The sequence below is a fragment of the Tunturiibacter gelidiferens genome, assembly GCF_051013345.1.
Classification (GTDB): domain Bacteria; phylum Acidobacteriota; class Terriglobia; order Terriglobales; family Acidobacteriaceae; genus Edaphobacter; species Edaphobacter gelidiferens_A.
The window spans coordinates 5,341,623-5,359,067 of sequence record NZ_CP132939.1; the positions used below are offsets into that span (position 1 = coordinate 5,341,623).

20 protein-coding genes and 1 pseudogene are annotated in these 17,445 nt (G+C 55.1%); 6 read left to right on the forward strand and 15 right to left on the reverse strand.

Going from position 1 to position 17,445, the window contains the following annotated elements:
• Positions 1-697: 697 nt before the first annotated feature.
• Positions 698-1,432: a universal stress protein gene (locus RBB80_RS26865; protein ID WP_433965303.1), complete on the forward strand. Its 735-nt coding sequence runs from the start codon at positions 698-700 to the stop codon at positions 1,430-1,432.
• A 112-nt stretch (positions 1,433-1,544) separates the two neighbouring features.
• On the opposite strand, the gene RBB80_RS26870 is transcribed toward RBB80_RS26865, so the two are convergent.
• The 12 genes and pseudogenes from RBB80_RS26870 to RBB80_RS26925 form a co-directional block, all read right to left on the reverse strand.
• Positions 1,545-1,700, reverse strand: coding sequence for a hypothetical protein (locus RBB80_RS26870; protein WP_433965304.1), 156 nt, complete (start codon positions 1,698-1,700; stop codon positions 1,545-1,547).
• Positions 1,701-1,769: 69 nt separating this feature from the next.
• Positions 1,770-2,360 (reverse strand): universal stress protein, encoded by a 591-nt coding sequence (locus RBB80_RS26875; protein WP_433965305.1) that lies wholly within the window; start codon positions 2,358-2,360, stop codon positions 1,770-1,772.
• 609 nt (positions 2,361-2,969) lie between these two features.
• On the reverse strand, positions 2,970-4,565 hold the full coding sequence (locus RBB80_RS26880) for an oleate hydratase (protein ID WP_433965306.1): 1,596 nt from the start codon (positions 4,563-4,565) through the stop codon (positions 2,970-2,972).
• Between the two features lie 31 nt (positions 4,566-4,596).
• Positions 4,597-4,884 carry a GatB/YqeY domain-containing protein gene (locus RBB80_RS26885; protein ID WP_433965307.1) on the reverse strand — a complete coding sequence of 96 codons (288 nt, stop codon included), beginning with the start codon at positions 4,882-4,884 and terminating at the stop codon, positions 4,597-4,599.
• Positions 4,818-5,072, reverse strand: coding sequence for a GatB/YqeY domain-containing protein (locus RBB80_RS26890; protein ID WP_433965308.1), 255 nt, complete (start codon positions 5,070-5,072; stop codon positions 4,818-4,820). The genes RBB80_RS26885 and RBB80_RS26890 overlap by 67 nt, the downstream gene beginning before the upstream one ends.
• Positions 5,073-5,456: 384 nt before the next feature.
• The gene (locus RBB80_RS26895) at positions 5,457-6,044 is read right to left on the reverse strand and encodes a c-type cytochrome (protein WP_433969889.1); all 588 of its coding nucleotides are present in this window, start codon (positions 6,042-6,044) and stop codon (positions 5,457-5,459) included.
• Positions 6,045-6,050: 6 nt separating this feature from the next.
• Positions 6,051-6,707: pseudogene (locus tag RBB80_RS26900) on the reverse strand (cytochrome b); the annotation flags it as partial.
• Positions 6,708-6,868: 161 nt separating this feature from the next.
• On the reverse strand, positions 6,869-7,417 hold the full coding sequence (locus RBB80_RS26905; protein ID WP_433965309.1) for a ubiquinol-cytochrome c reductase iron-sulfur subunit: 549 nt from the start codon (positions 7,415-7,417) through the stop codon (positions 6,869-6,871).
• A gap of 72 nt (positions 7,418-7,489) precedes the next feature.
• Positions 7,490-7,810: a c-type cytochrome gene (locus tag RBB80_RS26910; RefSeq protein ID WP_433965310.1), complete on the reverse strand. Its 321-nt coding sequence runs from the start codon at positions 7,808-7,810 to the stop codon at positions 7,490-7,492.
• Positions 7,811-7,860: 50 nt separating this feature from the next.
• A complete protein-coding gene (locus RBB80_RS26915) occupies positions 7,861-10,074 on the reverse strand; it encodes an outer membrane protein (protein WP_433965311.1) in 2,214 nt (737 codons plus the stop codon).
• A 12-nt stretch (positions 10,075-10,086) separates the two neighbouring features.
• A complete protein-coding gene (locus tag RBB80_RS26920; RefSeq protein ID WP_433965312.1) occupies positions 10,087-10,389 on the reverse strand; it encodes a cytochrome c3 family protein in 303 nt (100 codons plus the stop codon).
• Positions 10,307-11,017 (reverse strand): cytochrome c3 family protein, encoded by a 711-nt coding sequence (locus tag RBB80_RS26925; RefSeq protein WP_433965313.1) that lies wholly within the window; start codon positions 11,015-11,017, stop codon positions 10,307-10,309. The genes RBB80_RS26920 and RBB80_RS26925 overlap by 83 nt, the downstream gene beginning before the upstream one ends.
• A 242-nt stretch (positions 11,018-11,259) precedes the next feature.
• Here RBB80_RS26925 and RBB80_RS26930 point away from each other — a divergent pair, with 242 nt between their 5' ends.
• The 3 genes from RBB80_RS26930 (at position 11,260) to RBB80_RS26940 (ending at position 13,394) form a co-directional block, all read left to right on the forward strand.
• Positions 11,260-11,607: a hypothetical protein gene (locus RBB80_RS26930; protein WP_433965314.1), complete on the forward strand. Its 348-nt coding sequence runs from the start codon at positions 11,260-11,262 to the stop codon at positions 11,605-11,607.
• A 481-nt stretch (positions 11,608-12,088) separates the two neighbouring features.
• Complete coding sequence (locus RBB80_RS26935; RefSeq protein ID WP_433965315.1) at positions 12,089-12,226, forward strand: hypothetical protein; 138 nt, start codon at positions 12,089-12,091, stop codon at positions 12,224-12,226.
• 82 nt (positions 12,227-12,308) lie between these two features.
• Positions 12,309-13,394, forward strand: coding sequence for a PAS domain-containing protein (locus tag RBB80_RS26940; protein WP_433965316.1), 1,086 nt, complete (start codon positions 12,309-12,311; stop codon positions 13,392-13,394).
• A gap of 360 nt (positions 13,395-13,754) precedes the next feature.
• Here RBB80_RS26940 and RBB80_RS26945 read toward each other — a convergent pair whose 3' ends face one another.
• Positions 13,755-14,627 (reverse strand): helix-turn-helix domain-containing protein, encoded by an 873-nt coding sequence (locus RBB80_RS26945; RefSeq protein ID WP_433965317.1) that lies wholly within the window; start codon positions 14,625-14,627, stop codon positions 13,755-13,757.
• A 318-nt stretch (positions 14,628-14,945) separates the two neighbouring features.
• On the opposite strand from RBB80_RS26945, the gene RBB80_RS26950 reads away from it, so the two are divergent.
• Together RBB80_RS26950 and RBB80_RS26955 are read left to right on the forward strand one after the other, a co-directional pair.
• A complete protein-coding gene (locus RBB80_RS26950; RefSeq protein WP_433965318.1) occupies positions 14,946-15,902 on the forward strand; it encodes a hypothetical protein in 957 nt (318 codons plus the stop codon).
• Positions 15,878-16,366: a hypothetical protein gene (locus RBB80_RS26955; RefSeq protein WP_433965319.1), complete on the forward strand. Its 489-nt coding sequence runs from the start codon at positions 15,878-15,880 to the stop codon at positions 16,364-16,366. The genes RBB80_RS26950 and RBB80_RS26955 overlap by 25 nt, the downstream gene beginning before the upstream one ends.
• Positions 16,367-16,498: 132 nt before the next feature.
• On the opposite strand, the gene RBB80_RS26960 is transcribed toward RBB80_RS26955, so the two are convergent.
• Both RBB80_RS26960 and RBB80_RS26965 read right to left on the reverse strand, forming a co-directional pair.
• Positions 16,499-16,840, reverse strand: a complete 342-nt coding sequence (locus RBB80_RS26960) for a tyrosine-type recombinase/integrase (protein ID WP_433965320.1) — start codon at positions 16,838-16,840, stop codon at positions 16,499-16,501.
• Positions 16,837-17,445, reverse strand: coding sequence for a tyrosine-type recombinase/integrase (locus RBB80_RS26965; RefSeq protein WP_433965321.1), 609 nt, complete (start codon positions 17,443-17,445; stop codon positions 16,837-16,839). Before RBB80_RS26965 ends, RBB80_RS26960 begins: the two co-directional genes overlap by 4 nt.

The following is a 17,445-nucleotide window of genomic DNA, read 5'->3' on the forward strand; positions in this document are numbered from 1 at the left end:
CCGTGCGGACAGAGCGAATAGATTGAATTTAAATACTCCAAGATAGCCATAGAGCAACCACGCAAGTTCACTCGGGCTCAAGTTTTTGCCAAACAGGAGAGCGATCGAAGAGATCGCGGCAACACCGGCTGGGCGTAACACCACTTCGCACCGGGTGTGCCGACGTTCCTTTTGCGACGATGAACTACGCGATCGCTGCCGTGGCCGCCTGAATCGCCGCGAGATAGAGGTACCAGTGGAGTTAGACCTGTCAGACACCAGTGCGAACAGAAGGATTCCGATCACGGCTCCGCAGATCCCCTGCATCCTCAGAGCAAGTCGGCCAGGCTGCTGGGTTGGGATCATGAAGCTGCTTGTAAGGATGATCGCGCTATCGATTGTCCCGTACGCCGCCAGGCAAGAATCGAGATCACGACCGCAAAAGGACGCGGGAGAATCGTCGACGCTATCTCCGGGATGAACAAACCCCGGTTCCGGCAACTACCGCAAGAAGACCGCGGATCATTGTGGCTGCCCAGTACTCTGAATAGGCCTTCATCTATTTGCCCTCCTGCGTTCGCCGAACTTATGAACTCTCAGCCGAATCTGATCGCCCTAACATGTTCGCTCGGCTGTCTGTCTAGAGATGTGACGATATCCTGCATGTCTTTGAGTACGCCAACTCTTTCCCTCCAGAAACAGGGGGCAGCTGCTTGAATTGGACAGCTTCTATGAAAGCGCTAGGAGCTCGCTTGATCGCCTTGTCGAAGAGGCCCGGCGGTCAGGTGTGCCCTGCGAGGCCACCATGGGCAGCGGCATTCCTTCTGTGACGATCAGGGAGACGATTACCTCAAAAGCGATCGATCTTGTCATCCTTGGTACAAATGCTCTTCATGGCTTTGAGCGCCTCGTCTTCGGATCAACTGCTGAGGCTGTGCTGCGCAAAGCGCTTTGCCCGGTGTTGACCGTCGGGCCTCAGGCATCTGACGCTGCCAAGACGGGCCAACTTGACGGGCCGGTTGTCTTTGCGACGGACTTCCACCTCACAACGAAGGATGCCATTCGTGATGCGGCGTTTTTCTGCAAAGCGACCGGATCGCCCCTACACTGCCTGCATGTGCTTCCGCGGACGCTCGAAGGCGGTGTCAGGAGTCACATCATTCCTCAGATTATGACCGAGGCTTTGCGACATGTCGCCATCGAGAGTGGCACAATCATCGATCCGCCACTCTGCGCAATCACATACAGTAGCGAGATCTCGAACGCGGTCGTTAAGTATGCCAAACAGCAGAAAGCGAAGCTCATCGTCCTGGGCGTCCGTCAAGCTTCGATGGCGGCGTCGCACGTTCCTGGCCATATCGCGTACCGCATTATCACTGAGGCACTCTGTCCCGTCCTGACGGTGGCCTTCACATCTCAAGCACATGCAACCCTTGCGGCTGCGTGTTTGTGAGCGTTTCCGGGCAGAAGCTTAGATACTTTCCTCTCGATTCGGGAGATAGATGCGGTTTCGCGATCACAGTCCGCATATGAATAACCGGCAAAGAGAATTCAACACACTGTCATCACTGGACAAGTAGCCTGTGCAAGCAAATCAGGGTCAACCCATTGGCGATCTGAGTAAGCCAGAACGATGCCTGTCGTGCGCCCAACACGATAAGGTTTGCCTCAACTCTTTTGGCTAATTCCAAGATGGCCCTGGCAGCATCACCGTGTTGCACTACACGGGTCGGGTTGCACCAGTCGTACGAAGACTGGGGAATTATTGAGAGCGGACTGGAACGCCTTATCTAGATAGTCTGTCTTCGCAGACTTCCTTGGCTGAAAGCTGAGTACGTAACAGAAGTAAAGATGTGCACCACTGTCCTGGGCGAAGGAGGGGCGTAAACCGCCGCTCGTGCAGATTCCTTCGAAAAATCTGTAGCGTAGATAATGCTCTTGAAAGCCAGCGGACCTTCTTTTGGAAGCCTAGCATTGGGGCCCACTGTCAACACAGGCACTTGTGCATTCCGAATCAGTTCTTCTGCCGTCGAACCGAGGATCTGCCTTTCAACGCCGAGCTTTGACTCCGTTCCTGCGACAACCAGGTCCGCTCGATGTTCCTTTGCAATCTTCAAAAGAGCCGCGAAGGGGCGATGCCCTTCAGGGAGGGCCGTTTCAGCCCGGATTCCGGAATCATGAAATTCGCTCTTTATTTCTTCTAGTCTGTCGACAGTTGCCCGGCGCCTGCCGGTCAGCGGCTCTCCCCTAGCTGCTTCTTGGTATGAAGGAACAACAGATGGGTGGAAAACATGTGCGATTTCAACTGTAGACGAAACGTTGGGCCATCCCTTTCGCAGAGGCAGCAGCCCTTTCTGACGATAGAGAAAAATCGGTTGCAAGCAGAATCTTCTCGACTGCAATGCAAACGCAATCTTCGAGGAGTGCCATACTGCCCTTCAACCTCTGTTAGATTGCACTTGGTTCTGACTATCAAGTGCCTTTCTTATAAAGATTAGAAGCTCAGTGACAGAGTAGAAACATGATCCTTATCTGTTCCAAAGCCAACCACCAGCGGTTTGCCTCCGATTTACACGAAGTGACAGTCATCACAGACGCGCGTAACAAAAAGCTCAAAATCTTCGCTGGAGGTTCTCCCAGGCCAATCGAACTTGATCAGAGTATGAACTGCCCCACCCTTAAGCCCTGCGCAGGTCCGTGCAGCGGATACGGTACGAGAAGCAACTGCCCTCCGCTGATTGTTCTGGCTGTTGCCGCCACGCAGAAGACCGTTCCTCTCCCGGCGGGAGTTGCAGAATAACAAACCCTGTTTCGCGCCCTCCCAGCGTGTTCTCCCGGCGCAAGATCAACCCCATCGCCTGGCTTCAAGACCATCGTTCGAGGAAGAGCCGGAAGTTTACCAATGAGAGCGAACCGTTGATGCCTAGCAAGGCATTCAGCATTGAGCAAGGGAGAATCAAGCGTCTGCTTGAGACGGCAGAACAAGTCCCTTAGCTGTTTTTGTCGTGTAACGCCAGAAAGGCCTTTAGTAAAACACGAGGATCGTAGTGTCCTTTGTATACGGGCGGTGGTGTACGGCTCAGTCCAAGCAACGAGCATACTGCGGTTTGTGCGGAACGGACAGAGTATTCCACCGTGAATACCACGTCATCAGGAAGTTCGCAGAATTGCCCGATGAAGGCGAGGTTCTTCGAGCGCTCAGGTACCACACGGGGGCGATCGCCTTTGGCGCGACGCAGGAATTGGCTAGTGATGAAAGGCATCATGCAAGGGATGCATATACAGCTTTTCAATATTGGATGCGCATCGACCTCGATCTGTAAGTGACCCATTATCTCCGTCATAATCTCCCGGCCGGTGCAAGCCGACATTGGCTTCTTCACGAAGTTGCCCGGTTTATCGACGAAGAGTCCGTACCCCCAGAAGACATTGACGTCCGAGGGCTGCCCGATGAAATGGGGTTGATGAGGTAATACGATCGACACCAACCAGTTACTTTCCGCGAAGGTGATAAGACCGCCCTCGCCTGGGATATTGCCCGTGAAGTCTCGGATAAGGCTGAAGAAGGTCGGGTCGTGGAGGGTCGTGGTGAAGGAGACCCACTTCGATTCATCGATGTGATCGCTGAAGTTGCCTGGATGGCCAAACTGAGGATGACCATTGGCGATCTTCTCCCAAAGAGCCCACGAACCGCCGTCGCATTTGCCCTTCAGGATTGGGGCGGAGTCCATCGATCCCAAACTGGAAGCCTCGGTCATAGATCCCAGGGTGACGATTACATAATCCTCGCTCCTCACCCTTATCTCGTCTCTACGTCCGTCGCGTTCACAAAGAATGCGGTCCACAGTAAAGCCCTCAGCGTCATGGCAGAAGCCGAGATTGGTGATGCTGGTATTAAACTCAGACCGCACACCGTGCTCTTCCAGCCATTTCTGCAACGGTCGTATCATCGAGTCGTACTGATTGTAGACGGTCCGCATGATTCCGTTGAGCGTGTTGAAGCCTGAAACCATGTGAACGAAGCGCATCAGATAACGCTTGAACTCAACCGCACTGTGCCAAGGTTGGAAAGCGAACGTCGTGCACCACATAGACCAGAAGTCCGTCTTAAAGAACGACGGTTCAAACTGGTCTGAAATGTTGCTTCGCCCGAGTATCGCCTCAGGCTGAAGTCCCAGACGTTCGATGGTCAGGATGTGCTTTTCGCTAAGGCCAAATCTGGGAGCGTTGATCCTTTGTCCACCCCGAACTAGACGGGATTTGGATGAGGTTTTCAGCAACTTATTCAACTCGAAGATTTCCTGGGTGACTGTCTTGCTCTGATCGAGGGTGGGAATCGAAGAGAAAAGGTCATAGGTGCAGAGATATTTGCTCTCAAGCATTCGACCGCCACGCATGATGTAGCCATTTGCAGGATTTCCGGCTGCATCAAGGCTGCCACCGATCTTTCGTGATTCCTCGAGGATCGTGATGTTGTGGCCGGGGATGTTTCCGTCCCGAATAAGAAAGGTCGCCGCCGCGAGCGAGGCGATTCCACCTCCAACCAAGTAGACCTTTGCGTTACTATCAGACCGCCTTGCAGACATGAAGTCTACCCTCCTTTCTGCTTACTGCCCGTTACTCTTTCGACAGTTCCGCCTTCACAATCTCACTCACCAGCTTCCGATCGGCCCGTAAGCCAGCAGCCCGAATCCACTGTTGAGCCACCTGCATCGCGGTCCCCAAATCCCTCGGCCCCGGCCTCACCCCACCAGCATCCTTCTGCAGATGCGCAATCGCCCCATGCACCAACTTCCGGATATCCTCCTCACCCGAAGCCTGCGGAAGATAAGCTTCAATTATTTCGATCTCCAGCCGCTCCTTCTCCGCCAGCTCCGGTCTGCCGTCCTTCGTAAACGCATCCACCAACTCCCCCTGTGCTTGATCAGCGTCGTCAGAAGCTGCGTCTCTTCCGCATCCGTCAACTCCTCGCGCTTCTCGATCACCTTGTTCTTCAATGCCCACTTCATCATCTGCAGTGTCGTCAACCTATGCTCATCGCGATCCTTCATCGCGACCGCAATATCCGCCTGAATCTTTTCATCAATCTTCATAGCTTCCCTTCGCAACCCGTCGAGTTCAACTGGTCGCCTATCATGTTGGTTCAGCCGTCTCTCTTAAAGCTGTGACGGTCGTCACAGGTGGTGTGGAGGGACTTCATCTCCTTCAACGGGGAGCAAAGCCAGACGTAGATCCCGGTTCGAGCACGGAAAGTATTGAAGCGTGTTTTTTGACGCCGTCTAGTCGATCCAACAGCCCACGACAGAGATACTCAAATAACTCCAACCACGTATTCATTAGGTGGAAGGGCGGACCGATCTGTATGGATAGCGGAAGAAAGCAGATGGCAAGAACCTCCTGATCCCATCTCGATCAATGCAGTTGGCGAAGGTAGGCCGACAATTCCTCCATCTCATCCTGCTTTAAATCCAAAGGTGTCATCCCCCGGCGGTCATTTTGGTGTTTGGCGAATGAAAAAGCGCAATTAGTTCCGCGTCGGTATATTTCTGACCAGCTCCGGTCAACGGTCCAGCAGCTGCCGTGCCAACGCCGCCATCTCCGTGGCACGAGTTGCAGGAATTGGCCTGGTAAATAGCAAGGCCCTTCAGCACCTTTGGGTCGGCTGCAACCAGCGCTGCCGATGCACTTCCCGCCGCAGCTTCCGGGACAAATGGTTTCTCCATAAAGCTCTTCGTATCCTCATCCTGCTTCCGCATTTGTGCAGCGACTCCCGGATCTCTGTGGTCGTCCCGATAACTCGCTACACCAAGAGACGTGTAGGCAATCAGGAATAGAAGGAATGCTCCTACTACCATTGGCCTTCGCCACGGCCTGCGCTCGAGCCGTCGATCCACAAATGGCAGTGCGGCAAATATCACAGCGAGGACAGCAGGCAGAGCGATTCCGCCAATGAAAGACCAGCTGCCGCTGAGGTATTTGAGCCACTGAAACGCCGGCCGGTAATACCACTCGGGCCGTGGCAAAAACGCCGTGTCCGCTGGGTTGGCCCGTGGCCCTAGATCCATTGGAATTGTGACCGCGATGATGGCCAGAATACCGATCAGAATGATGGCGAAGATCGCATCGATGACGACCTGCCGAGGATAGAACGGGACGGACGGCAGCTTGGGATTGATCGGGTCCTCTTCAATGGGACCCGCAGCGCCGGCTTTGCGAAAGAAGAAGACATGCGATGCAATGAAGGCGATCAGGCAGCCGGGCAGTACGAAGACGTGGAGCACATAAAAACGCGAGATCGTCAGTGTCCCCATCTGATCGCCGCCCCGCACCAGCTTTTGCAACACCGGCCCGATGTATGGGACCTCTGCAATGAGATTCGTCCCTACCGCACTGGCGAAATATGCCTTCTCGTCCCAGGGCAATAGATATCCGGTAAACGCCATGCCAAGCATCAGCGCCAGGAGAATGCAGCCGGAGAGCCACAGAAGCTCCCGGCGGCCCTTATAGGAACCATAGAGAATGGTCTGTCCGATGTGCATGGCCAGCAATATGATGATGCCGCTCGATCCATACGCATGAATGCTTCGGATGAACGATCCGGCGGTGACCTCTTTTATGATGTACGAGACGATTGTGTGAGCGTGGTCTGCTGATGGTACGTAATACAGGGCCAGGCAAATTCCGGTGATCACTTGAGACACAAAGAGAAAGAGCAGACCTGAGCCGAAGACATAGGCCCATCTGGCCCCCCGTGGATCGGCTCGTCGAGCGTCTCGTGGAGAATTGAGTCTATGCCGGTTCGCTTATCAAGCCAGTTGTCCAGCCGCGTCACACGACTGCTATCGTCGTTCGGTTGCGGTGCGGGTTGATTTGTCATCGTCATCAGACCTCAGGCCATCACTTCTTTGTTCGGAATGAGCTGGCGGAAATATTGGTAACGTACCTTCAGCACTCCGTCCTCTACTTTGGATTCGAGTGAATCCATCGAACGAGGTGGCGGCCCTGCAATGCGCTCGCCGCTTGCCGTAAACGACCCTGAGTGGCACGGGCAAATAAACTTGTTCTCAGAATCCACCCATCGGACAGAACAGCCCAGGTGCGGGCAGGTGGGCGACAGTATCCGGAATTGTCCGCTCACAGGCGGCAGCACGTAGACGGCCGTCTGGGACGTTGTGCTCTGCCACGCATCGCGGCGTTCCAGCGTAATCGTCTTCGCTGTCGGCGCGGTGATAGAGGCAAAATCTCCCACTGGCCCCAGGTCTGACCAACCAGCGTCCGCAGCGTTCTTGCGCAGCGGATAGGTCACGAAGCGGATGATGGGGACAGCCAGCAAAACACCTACGGTCGCGCCGCTTACTCCAAATAGGGCCAGTAAGAATGACCGCCGTGCTGGGGACTCCGCTTTAGGTTCGTTGCTCTTTTCGGATGTGAGTTCCATCAATCCACTCCTGGGTCTGTGTCTTTCGTGGAAGTTATACGGTGAAGTTGGGCCGTCGGCAGTGGGTCGCTGCTACTTCTGCAAAGTGTGGATATGCTCTATGAGAGATGCGATCTGCGCGTCCGTGAGCTTACCCTCAAACGCAGGCATCTTGTTCTTGCCCTTCTTGATGACGGCGGTCAGGTCGGCGTCCGATTGCTTCATCACATCGGGCGAATTGAATGGACGTGCCTTCATGGCCTTACCGGCAGGTGTGTTGCCACTTCCATCGGGGGCATGGCACATCTGGCACTTTGATTGGTAGAGATCGGCCCCGCTCTGTGCGAGGCAGGACGCGTTCGCTGCGAGTAAGAACAGGCTGGCAATTCCTAAATAGGCAAGACGCTTTTGCATGGACACAACTCCCTTAGTGGTTTGGCGCGGCAACTTCTCGTAGATGAGGGTTAGAAAGCATAACGGATTGCGAGGGTAACGACGTTCCCGTGGAAGCTGCGAGGAAGCGTAGGACCAACCGGCGACCCTTCGCCGTAGCCGTAGTAGTTATACTCGCCCTTCCACGTCCAATTGGGAGTGAAATCGTAGGCGAATCGGCCGTAGGGGGTTTGATATTGCGACTGTAGCGAACCCGGCACCTGGCGAACATTGATGGGTGGAGCAGTGCCGCTGACGGAGGACATGCGATAACCGGCAGCTGCATGCAATTTCTTCACGGGATTCAACAGAAACCCGATGGATCCATACTGCGTCGGTTGGTTATATAAACCGTTGCTTTGTAGCGGCAGGCCCGCGTCCTGGCACACAGGGGGACTCGTTTGGGCGTTTGCGGTGGGCGCCGAAGAGGTGTAACACTCGTCCGTGCGCGAATAAACGTTGTCGTAAGCATAGTTCAGGTCGATGCCCCATTTTTCGCTAGGACTGATGACCGTCGCAAAGGAAAAGTCCTGGTTGTGTGCAAAGTGGTTGACGGTCTGGACATTGTCGCTGCTCGTAAGAATGTTGATGGTCCCGGCGAAGCTAAGCCAAGGATAAGGTTTGTAAGAGCTCCGCACCCGGTAGTGCTGCAGCTTCCGCGGACTGATACGAGTAAACGCATTGTCGGCAGACATGAGTTCGGCATTGAAATTGAGGCGCCAAAGGGTCGTGGGCCTGAGGACGAGACCGACGAGCGCTGTGTCTGCATGGATCGGGATAAAGTCGCCGCCGACATCGGTGATAATGCGGCTGCTATAGCGGTAGCCCGCCGAGAGTCGTGCACTCGGGGCGAGGTCCCATATGGCAATAAAAGTGTTTACCTTTGTCTTCTGGTTAACCTCTGTGAAGCCAAAGCCCGTGAATGGCGGTGAAGTTGTCGTGGTCGTGGTCGCTGCCCCCGGCGGGTTAAGCATTGAAGTCCCGGCGTAGTCGGTCTCGGTCAAGTTGAGGGACGCGGGTTGACGGAAATACCAGAAGTTAAAGGTGTCAGAGACCCCGATGGTCGGAGTGATCTGCCAGGTGATCGCATAGTCGGCATTGACGTTGATACGGCGTGCGCTGGCGGAGCCGGTGACCAATTCAACACGGTTTCTGGCGCGCGAGTCCAGGCCATTGAAGTTCTCGTAGTAGTTATTGAGATGGCTCGTTGTGCCCATGTACATAAAGCGTCCGTTCATGGCGACGTGGGGGATGGATGTACTCTGAAAGCGAAACTGTTCGCTGGGGAGCAGCGTGCGCGTCGGCGCGGAGCGGGTGTAAGAGAGGTAACCACTGCAGGTTGGGTTGACACTTCCATTCGGATTGAAGGGCGCGGCGCACGGTGCGGCCCACACCGACGAAAGGTTGATTCCGAGGCTGACAGGTGTGCCGTTGGAAAGCTTGTAGTTGAGCCCAGCAAGCTGCCAACTGGTGTTGCCCTTGTAACGCGTGATGAACTCGTCGAAGCTGAGGCTAGTGTGGGCCAGCGGTTTCCAGTCTGCACCCACGTTCCACACCTCGGTGGAAACACGCCAATTTTGGAGAAGCAGGGCATCGGCACCGACATGGATCGAACTGCCGGACGGGCCCTGGTTGATGTTTTGGAAGTAGCCAAAGCGCCCGCTGACGCGCGAGAGCGGCGCTACCGTAACGTCTACGTCTGTCATGCGACGCACGGTGTTATAGAGGTGCGGCGAGTCGAGGACGGGAACGAAGGGTACTGAGTTTGGCGGAATCAGCGGATTCGCCAGCAGGTTGTAGTCAAAGTACTGACGATCTCGACGGAAGCTTCCCTGAAAGTTATAAATTCGGCCCTTGGACACATTCATGAAGGTGCCGTCGATGGGGTCTCCGCCGTAGCCGAAGCTGTGCGACGAGAGGCGATCGAACAACAGAGCATGTGCAGGATTCACGGCCGTCATCTGAAAGGAACTATCGAGAAGCCGCGGACCAGATTGAATGTTGACCAGCGTGTCGTACATTGCGCCACTACCGGACTGATTTACGATGTGACCGCCGAAATCGACTGACTGGTGGATATCGTATCCGAATCGAACGTTGTCCCCGGGTGAAGGCGGTGGCGTAGTGTCCTGCGCTAAGACAGGCGGACAGGCGATAGTGCCCACAGTAAACACGATGACTGAAATCGCCAGAGCTGTGCCCCGGACACTCAGCAGGAGCGAACTCGAAATAATAACGCTCTTCATGCGTGCCATTCCTTACTTAAAGAAGAATGCGTTGACGTTTGAGCCATGGATCTGCACATGGCATACAGTGCAGGCCTGGTACTGGTTCGCCTGGTTATGAAACGACGGCGTGCCTGGCGCCGTGAAATTCATCGAAGGCGAGTGGCACTGCAGGCAGAGGCTGTTCACGTTGTTCCGAATGAGCAGGCGAGGATTCGACGATCCGTGCGGGAAATGGCACGACGTGCAGCCCTCAGTCTGGATGGGGGTGCTGGTAAACGAACGGCCCGAGGGTGTCGACGTGGCACTTGGTGCAAATGGCGTCCTGGGTAGCACTGACCCGAACGAGGTCCGGCTGGAAGGTGCCGTGCGGGTTGTGACAATCGCTGCACTTCAATAGCCCTTCGTTCACCTTGTGGTGGAACGGCTGCGCAAAGGCGGCCTTGGCGTCCGTATGGCACTGATAGCAGAGTGTTGGCTCCTTGGCCTTAAGCATCTTCGTTTCAGGTTCAAACTTGTGGGAGCTGTGGCAGTTCGTGCAACTGATCAGGGCCTGGCCATGGGCGGTCCGCTGGAAGTTGGGGTGCACGGCAACGTGGCAGGACAGGCATTTCTCGTCCACCTGTCTTGGCGTTGCCTTGGAAAATTGAAAGATCTTGCTCGCGTCCCCGCCGCTCTCGACATGGGTCTTTCCGGGTCCGTGGCAACTTTCGCACGTTACCCCCTTGCCGCCATGTTCGAGGGCCAGCTTGGCATGCGGATTACTATTATCGAAGCCCTTCACCTCGTCCTTATGGCACAAGGCACAGGCCTCTGCTCCAACATAGTCCGCTGAATTCAACGTCGTCTTTTGGGGCGACGCTGCGGCTCGCTGGCGGGCAGCGGCGTCGACGCAGGTTAATCTGGTTCCACCAAACCAGCTAAGCAGAGCAAGAATCGCTACCCAATAGAGCGAACGCCGCATGCCCCGTCACCTCAAACTTTCGTGATCGTACCCACTTTGCTGCTGGTAACCCTGGACCCGCTGGTCCCTTTTGGAACACACCACGCAGTGAAAATACCCCAGGATGATGCAAATCAACGGTGACGCACGTCACAACGCTGCAGCCGATCCTCATGCTTGCACAGCCCTCATCCATACTGACTGCCATGGACACAATACGATGTTTGAGAATGTGAGACACGAAGCAGTGCAAACCATCTGGAGTGAGTCGCGCAGATTGGTGCGGCGAGGCAACAGCGAGCGCCAGCCTCCCCATGATCAATCCGGCAATTGTACACCGTGCCATTGAGCTTTGCGCCCGCATCACGGTTCGGACCAAGGACGGGCGGACTCTCGTCAAAGAACACATCGGGTACGACCAACCCATGTCGTGGGATCGAGTTGTAGAGAAGTTCCACTGGTTAAGCGAACGGTTTGCGGATGAGAATCTCCGGAGCAAACTAATCGGTACCGTACAGCAGCTAGACGCCCAACCGATTTCGGCGTTGATGGACTTGCTCGCGCAGGCTCGACCGGCCGCGGTGTATCCGAGAACTCGTGCCGGAATTTAGTGAATCAGGCAGGAAGGCCGGACCCAGAAGAGAGGTGCCTATGTCCGAACAAGCAGCGCGCAAACGAGAAGCCCTGAAAGAACCAGTGCGTCCTCATCAGCCCGGCCAAGCGGCGTTCCGAGCAATCCTGTCCGAAGACATCGAGTGGAAGCCGTTCCCGGCGTTCCCGCCTGCGGCACCTTGGCAGTCTTGGTTGGCCACCCCGATGAATCCAATGACTAACAAACACAGTCTGAACCCTTCTGGATCAACGAACCTGACTGGCTTTGCGCGGTAGAATTCCTAAACGACGAAGACACAGAAGGTCGAGACTTAGCCACAGATACAATCGGTTATCTGTTAGGTTACGCACGGCTGACGAATACTCGGTCCCTTGCGCTCTTGGGTGATCCCTCCGCAGAAGCATATGAGATCTTGTTCTCATTCTCGACTCAGGAGGATAAGGCGCGATTTCTGGATATGGTGAGATCGAACAGCCTGTGTGCGCGCGGGCTCCGTCAGCGAAAACAATTTTCGAGTCCGGAACGCGGAAGGAGATTACCGCTGGTTTCTAACTCGGGCCGAACCACTCCAGGCAAGCGACGGAACCCTTCTCTATTCTGCCGGACGGATCAGTTGACTGATCGGGGTGAATTTTGACATAGACGAACCGAAGCGAGCCGAGGAGATGGTCCGGCAACGAGAGGGAGTTTCGGACTCTTATGAGGCGATTCATAAGCGAAAGTTGGTTGGACTATGCGGGGTTCTCCAGAGAACAGGGGATGGGCTGGGGGTGGGCGAGTGCAATACATCCCGAGGACATTGACCGGGTGCTGGGCAATTGGCGGCCCGCAGTTGCCGCGGGTGTTCCCGCCGAGCATGAACTTCGCTGCCGGCGCGCGGATGGATCCTATCACTGGTTTCTGTTTCGCAGTTTCCCTCTTCGTGATAGCGGAGGGAACGTGCTTAAGTGGTACGGGACTCTTACGAATATCGATGCATTGAAAGAGACTGAACGTGCGCTTCATGCGCGAGAGCGTGAACTCCTTGGCATCATCGAAACGATGCCCGCAATGGCATGGTCAATGTCGCCAACCGTAGAAATCACTCATCAATCTCCAAGATGCTTTGAATACTGCGGGGCTTCCTCAGAAGAACGCGCAAAGGTCGGGTGGTTGAGCTTCATTCACCCTGATGATCGAGAAAAGACCGCGAGGGCATTTCTCCAGGCAATCGAAAGCGGAGAGTCATACGGGGTGATACACCGCACAAGGCGTGCGGATGGGGAGTATCGATGGCATCAAGCAGGAGCCGAACCTTTACGTGATTCCGACGGGAAGATCATTCAGTGGTATGGGATCTTGATTGACATCGATGAGCAAAAACGAGCAGAGGAAACACTTCGGAAAAGCGAGAGAGAGCTTCGGACCCTCATTGATGTAATGCCCGCCTTTGTGGGGACCGCTTTGCCCGACGGATCGTGTGATTTTCTCAGCGAGAGTTGGCTGAATTACCTCGGTTTTACCATGGAACAGGGGCTTGGCTGGGGCTGGGCAGGTTCGATACACCCCGAAGATATTGACAGAGTGGTGGCCAATTGGCGGGCGGGATTGGCCGCAGGGCAACCCGTTGAGCAGGAGTTGCGCTGCCGCCGCGCAGATGGAACCTATCTGTGGTTCTTGAATCGCGATTTTCCTCTCCGTGATGATGGAGGAAAGGTTGTTAAGTGGTATGCGACTCTTACGAACATCAATGCATTGAAGCAGAGTGAAAGCGCTCTTCAAGCGCGAGAGGCAGAATGTTGCTGAACCCCGCATCGCGGTGACTGCGTGTCGGCGTGGGCCTTCGTAAGGCCGTCCGAAAACTGGCAGCATCGACTTCTCCGACTGACTCCAACCGACACAGAGCCAAACGGCTCACTCAAAGTGCGAATAGAAACACGGCGGAGAACAACAACGCGGAACAACCATAACCAACAGCAGCAAAGACAAAGAGACAATAACGCTATGAAGAAAAAAACAAAAAAACCTTGACGTAAATGACCTGCTCATAGAAACCCGGCTTTTTAGGCAGTTCGGTTTCACCTTTCCGAGAAGCCGGTTATTCGTCCACATGGATTGCTTCCGTATATCCAGTACACTCGGGGTGATAGTAACTTCCACTCTGCCTTAGTGGCTAAATTGATCTGAAGGTGCAGATCGTGGCTCGGGAAAATCGTATAGGTTCTCCGGAGCCACGGACCATGGCTGCAGATCTCCGCTCTGCTGAATTACCTGGCTGGGAACGTTGCCGCCGAGGCTCTGGAAATCCCGGATCATGTGCATCTGATCGAAGTAGCCAAGTTCCTGAGCGACGCTTAGCCATGAACGGCGCGGCGACAGGCGTTTTGTATCAAGGGCACTTTGAAAGCGGGTGATCCGCGCAAAGAGCTTGGGCGTGAACCCCATCTCCATTTCAAACCGGCGTTGATACTGTCGAAGACTCAATCCGCTGTTATGCGCCAACTCCTCAACGCGAACTGCTCCCTTAACGCGACAGGTATGCCGCGCACTGCTCATGATGGAAGTTTGAGCACGCGCATTCCTTGCAAAAGGAAGTAGGTAATCCTCGGCCACCCCAATCCGCTGTTCAAAGGTTTTGCTCTCTGCCAATCTCAGCCATAAGGTATGAATGCCGTTTCCAAGCAGATCCCTGCCGTCAAAGTTTTCGTCTGCGAGTGTCGCAAGGGGGATTCGAAAGAGCTGCCATGAGGCAAGGGGTCTGAGAAATATTCCGAATGCAAAATGCCGGCCGGTGAAGTAAGCGCGCCCGTACGGAGAGGTCTGCGACCCGCGAACGTGAATCTTCGGAGCGAGCATGCTTTTGCCCGGACCGTACTCTATCGTTATCGAATCACCGAACTCGAACGCCATGATGTGTTCGAGTGACGCCATATTGGGTTGCGTATATTCGCCATCAGTGCGTGTCATGTCGCGGAGTGCAAAGACCCTCACAAAATCCTTGAGTTCGGCCCGCGGCATCGCCCTCTGAATCGTGCGCACGATGTGCCCTCCATCTCTACGAGCCCGCAAACGACGACTAACATTCTGACCAGCAACCGTATTCTAAGGCCTTCCTGGTGGAAAGTGCGCGAAAATGTCGCATTTATACTAGGCCGCCATCGGCAGTAGGGCCGATAGTGAACTCACGGAATGCTTATCGTTGGGCGAGAGACAGGAACTGCCATGACTCTTCACACCATGCGCCAAGTCGCGAGAATAACACTCATCGGGCTAGCGCTTCTGCCTCGCGTTGGATCGTTCTGCCAATCTCCTCACGTAAAGGTAACGACCGTCCCAAAGATGTGGGACGACGCAGCGATGTCCACGCTTGAAGTCCCGCTGGCCAACCCCATAGGCTCCCCAAAACATGCCCAGGCTGACTACTACTACCGAATCCCAGTGCGACCGATTTACAAGCAGTATCCCGTCTACGCACCCGGCCGCGAACCCGCCGGATACATGGAGTGGCTCAAAAAGCAGGACCCCTTAATCGTCTGGGACGACGCCTCTCATAAGCCAAAGCTCGAGACCGAGGCCGACTGGATCAAAGCGGGCGAGATCGTCTTTTCAGCGCCGCAAGGAACTTCCGTCGACCAAGGGTTTATCGCGCTGGCTGATGTCAGCAATGCGGCCTGGTATGAACGCAGCGGCATGCCAATCACCAAAAATGGAGTACTACCATTCGTGAACTACATCATTCGCGAAAAAGGAAAGGTCGAACTAGGCTTATTCGCCTGCGCGATGTGCCACACCCGCGTGATGCCGGACGGAGCGACTCTTAAAGGCGCACAGGGCAACTTTCCCTTTGAGCGCGCGGCAAAATACTCTTCCCTCTCACACACGCCCGCACCCCTCCTGTTTGCTCTCAACCGGCAGCTATACGCGGTGTCATGGCTTCATCCCGATCCTCTGGACGTCGAAAAAGACATGACTGCCGATGAAATGATCGAGATCCTTCAAACGATTCCGCCAGGAGTCATCTCCCGGCACCGCGCCAGCCAGTTCACTCCGGTACAGGTTCCAGACCTCATTGGCGTCAAAGACCGGCACTACCTCGATCGCACAGGGCTTCAGCAACAGCGCTCCATCGTCGATCTCATGCGATATGCAGCGCTCAACCAGGGGGTGATTTCATCGCCAGCTTTGACGGCTTCATTCCCGCCGATGTTCCCGACTTCAAAAAACTGCCTAATCCCACCGGCCCGGCGATGGCTGCCAACGGCCGCTACAGCGACGAACAGCTTTACGCCATGGCGCTCTATGTTTATTCGCTAAAGCCGCCGCCGAACCCGAACAAGTTCGACGCTGCAGCCGCGCGCGGTGAAAAGCTGTTCAAACGCGAAGGCTGCTCTTTCTGCCACACCGCGCCTCTATATTCCAACAACAAGCTGACGCCCGCAGAGGGATTCGCCGTTCCCGCCGATCATCGGGCGAAGTACGAGATCCTTCCGATCTCCGTAGGCACGGATCCCGGTCTCACCCTCAAGACCAGACGCGGCACTGGGTACTACAAAGTCCCTTCGCTCAAAGGCGTCTGGTACCGGAGTATGTTCGGCCACAGCGGATGGTGCGCAACGCTCGAGGACTGGCTCGACCCCAATCGTCTGAACGAAGATTACATACCTACTGGCTTCAAGCCGTATGGCAAAAAGACCTACGCCGTCACAGGGCATCCCTTCGGGCTCACACTCTCTGCACAGGAGAAGAAAGACTTGATTGCATTCCTCAAAACTCTGTAGCGCAACTTTATCCCCCTAGAATACGGATTGGGAATAAGGGGCGTCCTTCGCGTGACTTAGCTCCCTAATCATCGGCCAACGGGAGCTTAATCCACTTGGACCAATAGTCGGCTTCTCGTCAAGTTGTGAAACTCAGCCGGGTTCGATGCCAAGGCGGTCGTTTACAGCGATTCTCAAATGTTGCTTGCAGCCAATGTAGCGTTCGGTTGTTTGCACTGAGACATGCCCAAGAAGGAACTGGATTTGCTCCAGTTCGCCGCCAGCATCATGGCAGAGTCGTGCGCACGAGCGGCGAAGATCATGTGGCGCCAACCGTGGAATGTCCAGGCTCATGGCAGCCTTCTTGACGACGTGCCACACCGTCTTTTCTGAAATGCCGTGGCCCCAGAGCTTACCTGCTCGACAGACACATCGAAATAACGGACCATTACTGATGCCAGCTGCCTCTAACCATGCATCGAGAGTTTCTTTCACCCATTCGGTACGGGAACGGTTCGTATGTGTCTTCCCTTGCCAACGAGATCCACGATGGCCCAACGTTCTTCACGGCGCTGCAAACTATCGAACGTCAGCTCTGAGAGTTCGCGGCGGCGCAGTCCGCAACCAAGCAAGATAGCCAACATCGCTCGATTACGCTTTCCCGTGAGAGTCCGGCCATCGGGCGACTGCCAGAAGGCTAATGCTTCATTCGCCGTTAGCCAGTTACCCAAACGAGAGCCGAGCTTACGAATGCCTTTGACTCGATGGATGCCGGCGGCGAGTTCGGGACTCAACAGACCCGAATCTGCTGCCTCATAAGCAAGCCGACGCACAGCGGCCATGCGCACGTTGATCGTCCCAGGCGCAAGACCGCGTTCTTCCAAGTAAAACCGATAGCGCAAAACCACTGTTTTGTTGAATGCCAGTCGTGGTTCAGAGCAGTACCAAGCAACAAACTCATCAATTGCGTGCTGGTAGCCACGCCGCGAATCAGGTGAAGCGAGACTTCGCAGGACTGCGGCTTTCGAATACTCCAGATCAGGTATGCCGAGTTTGGTCTTAGGTCGGTTCTTCTTGCGTTTGCTTCCACTCGTAGACAT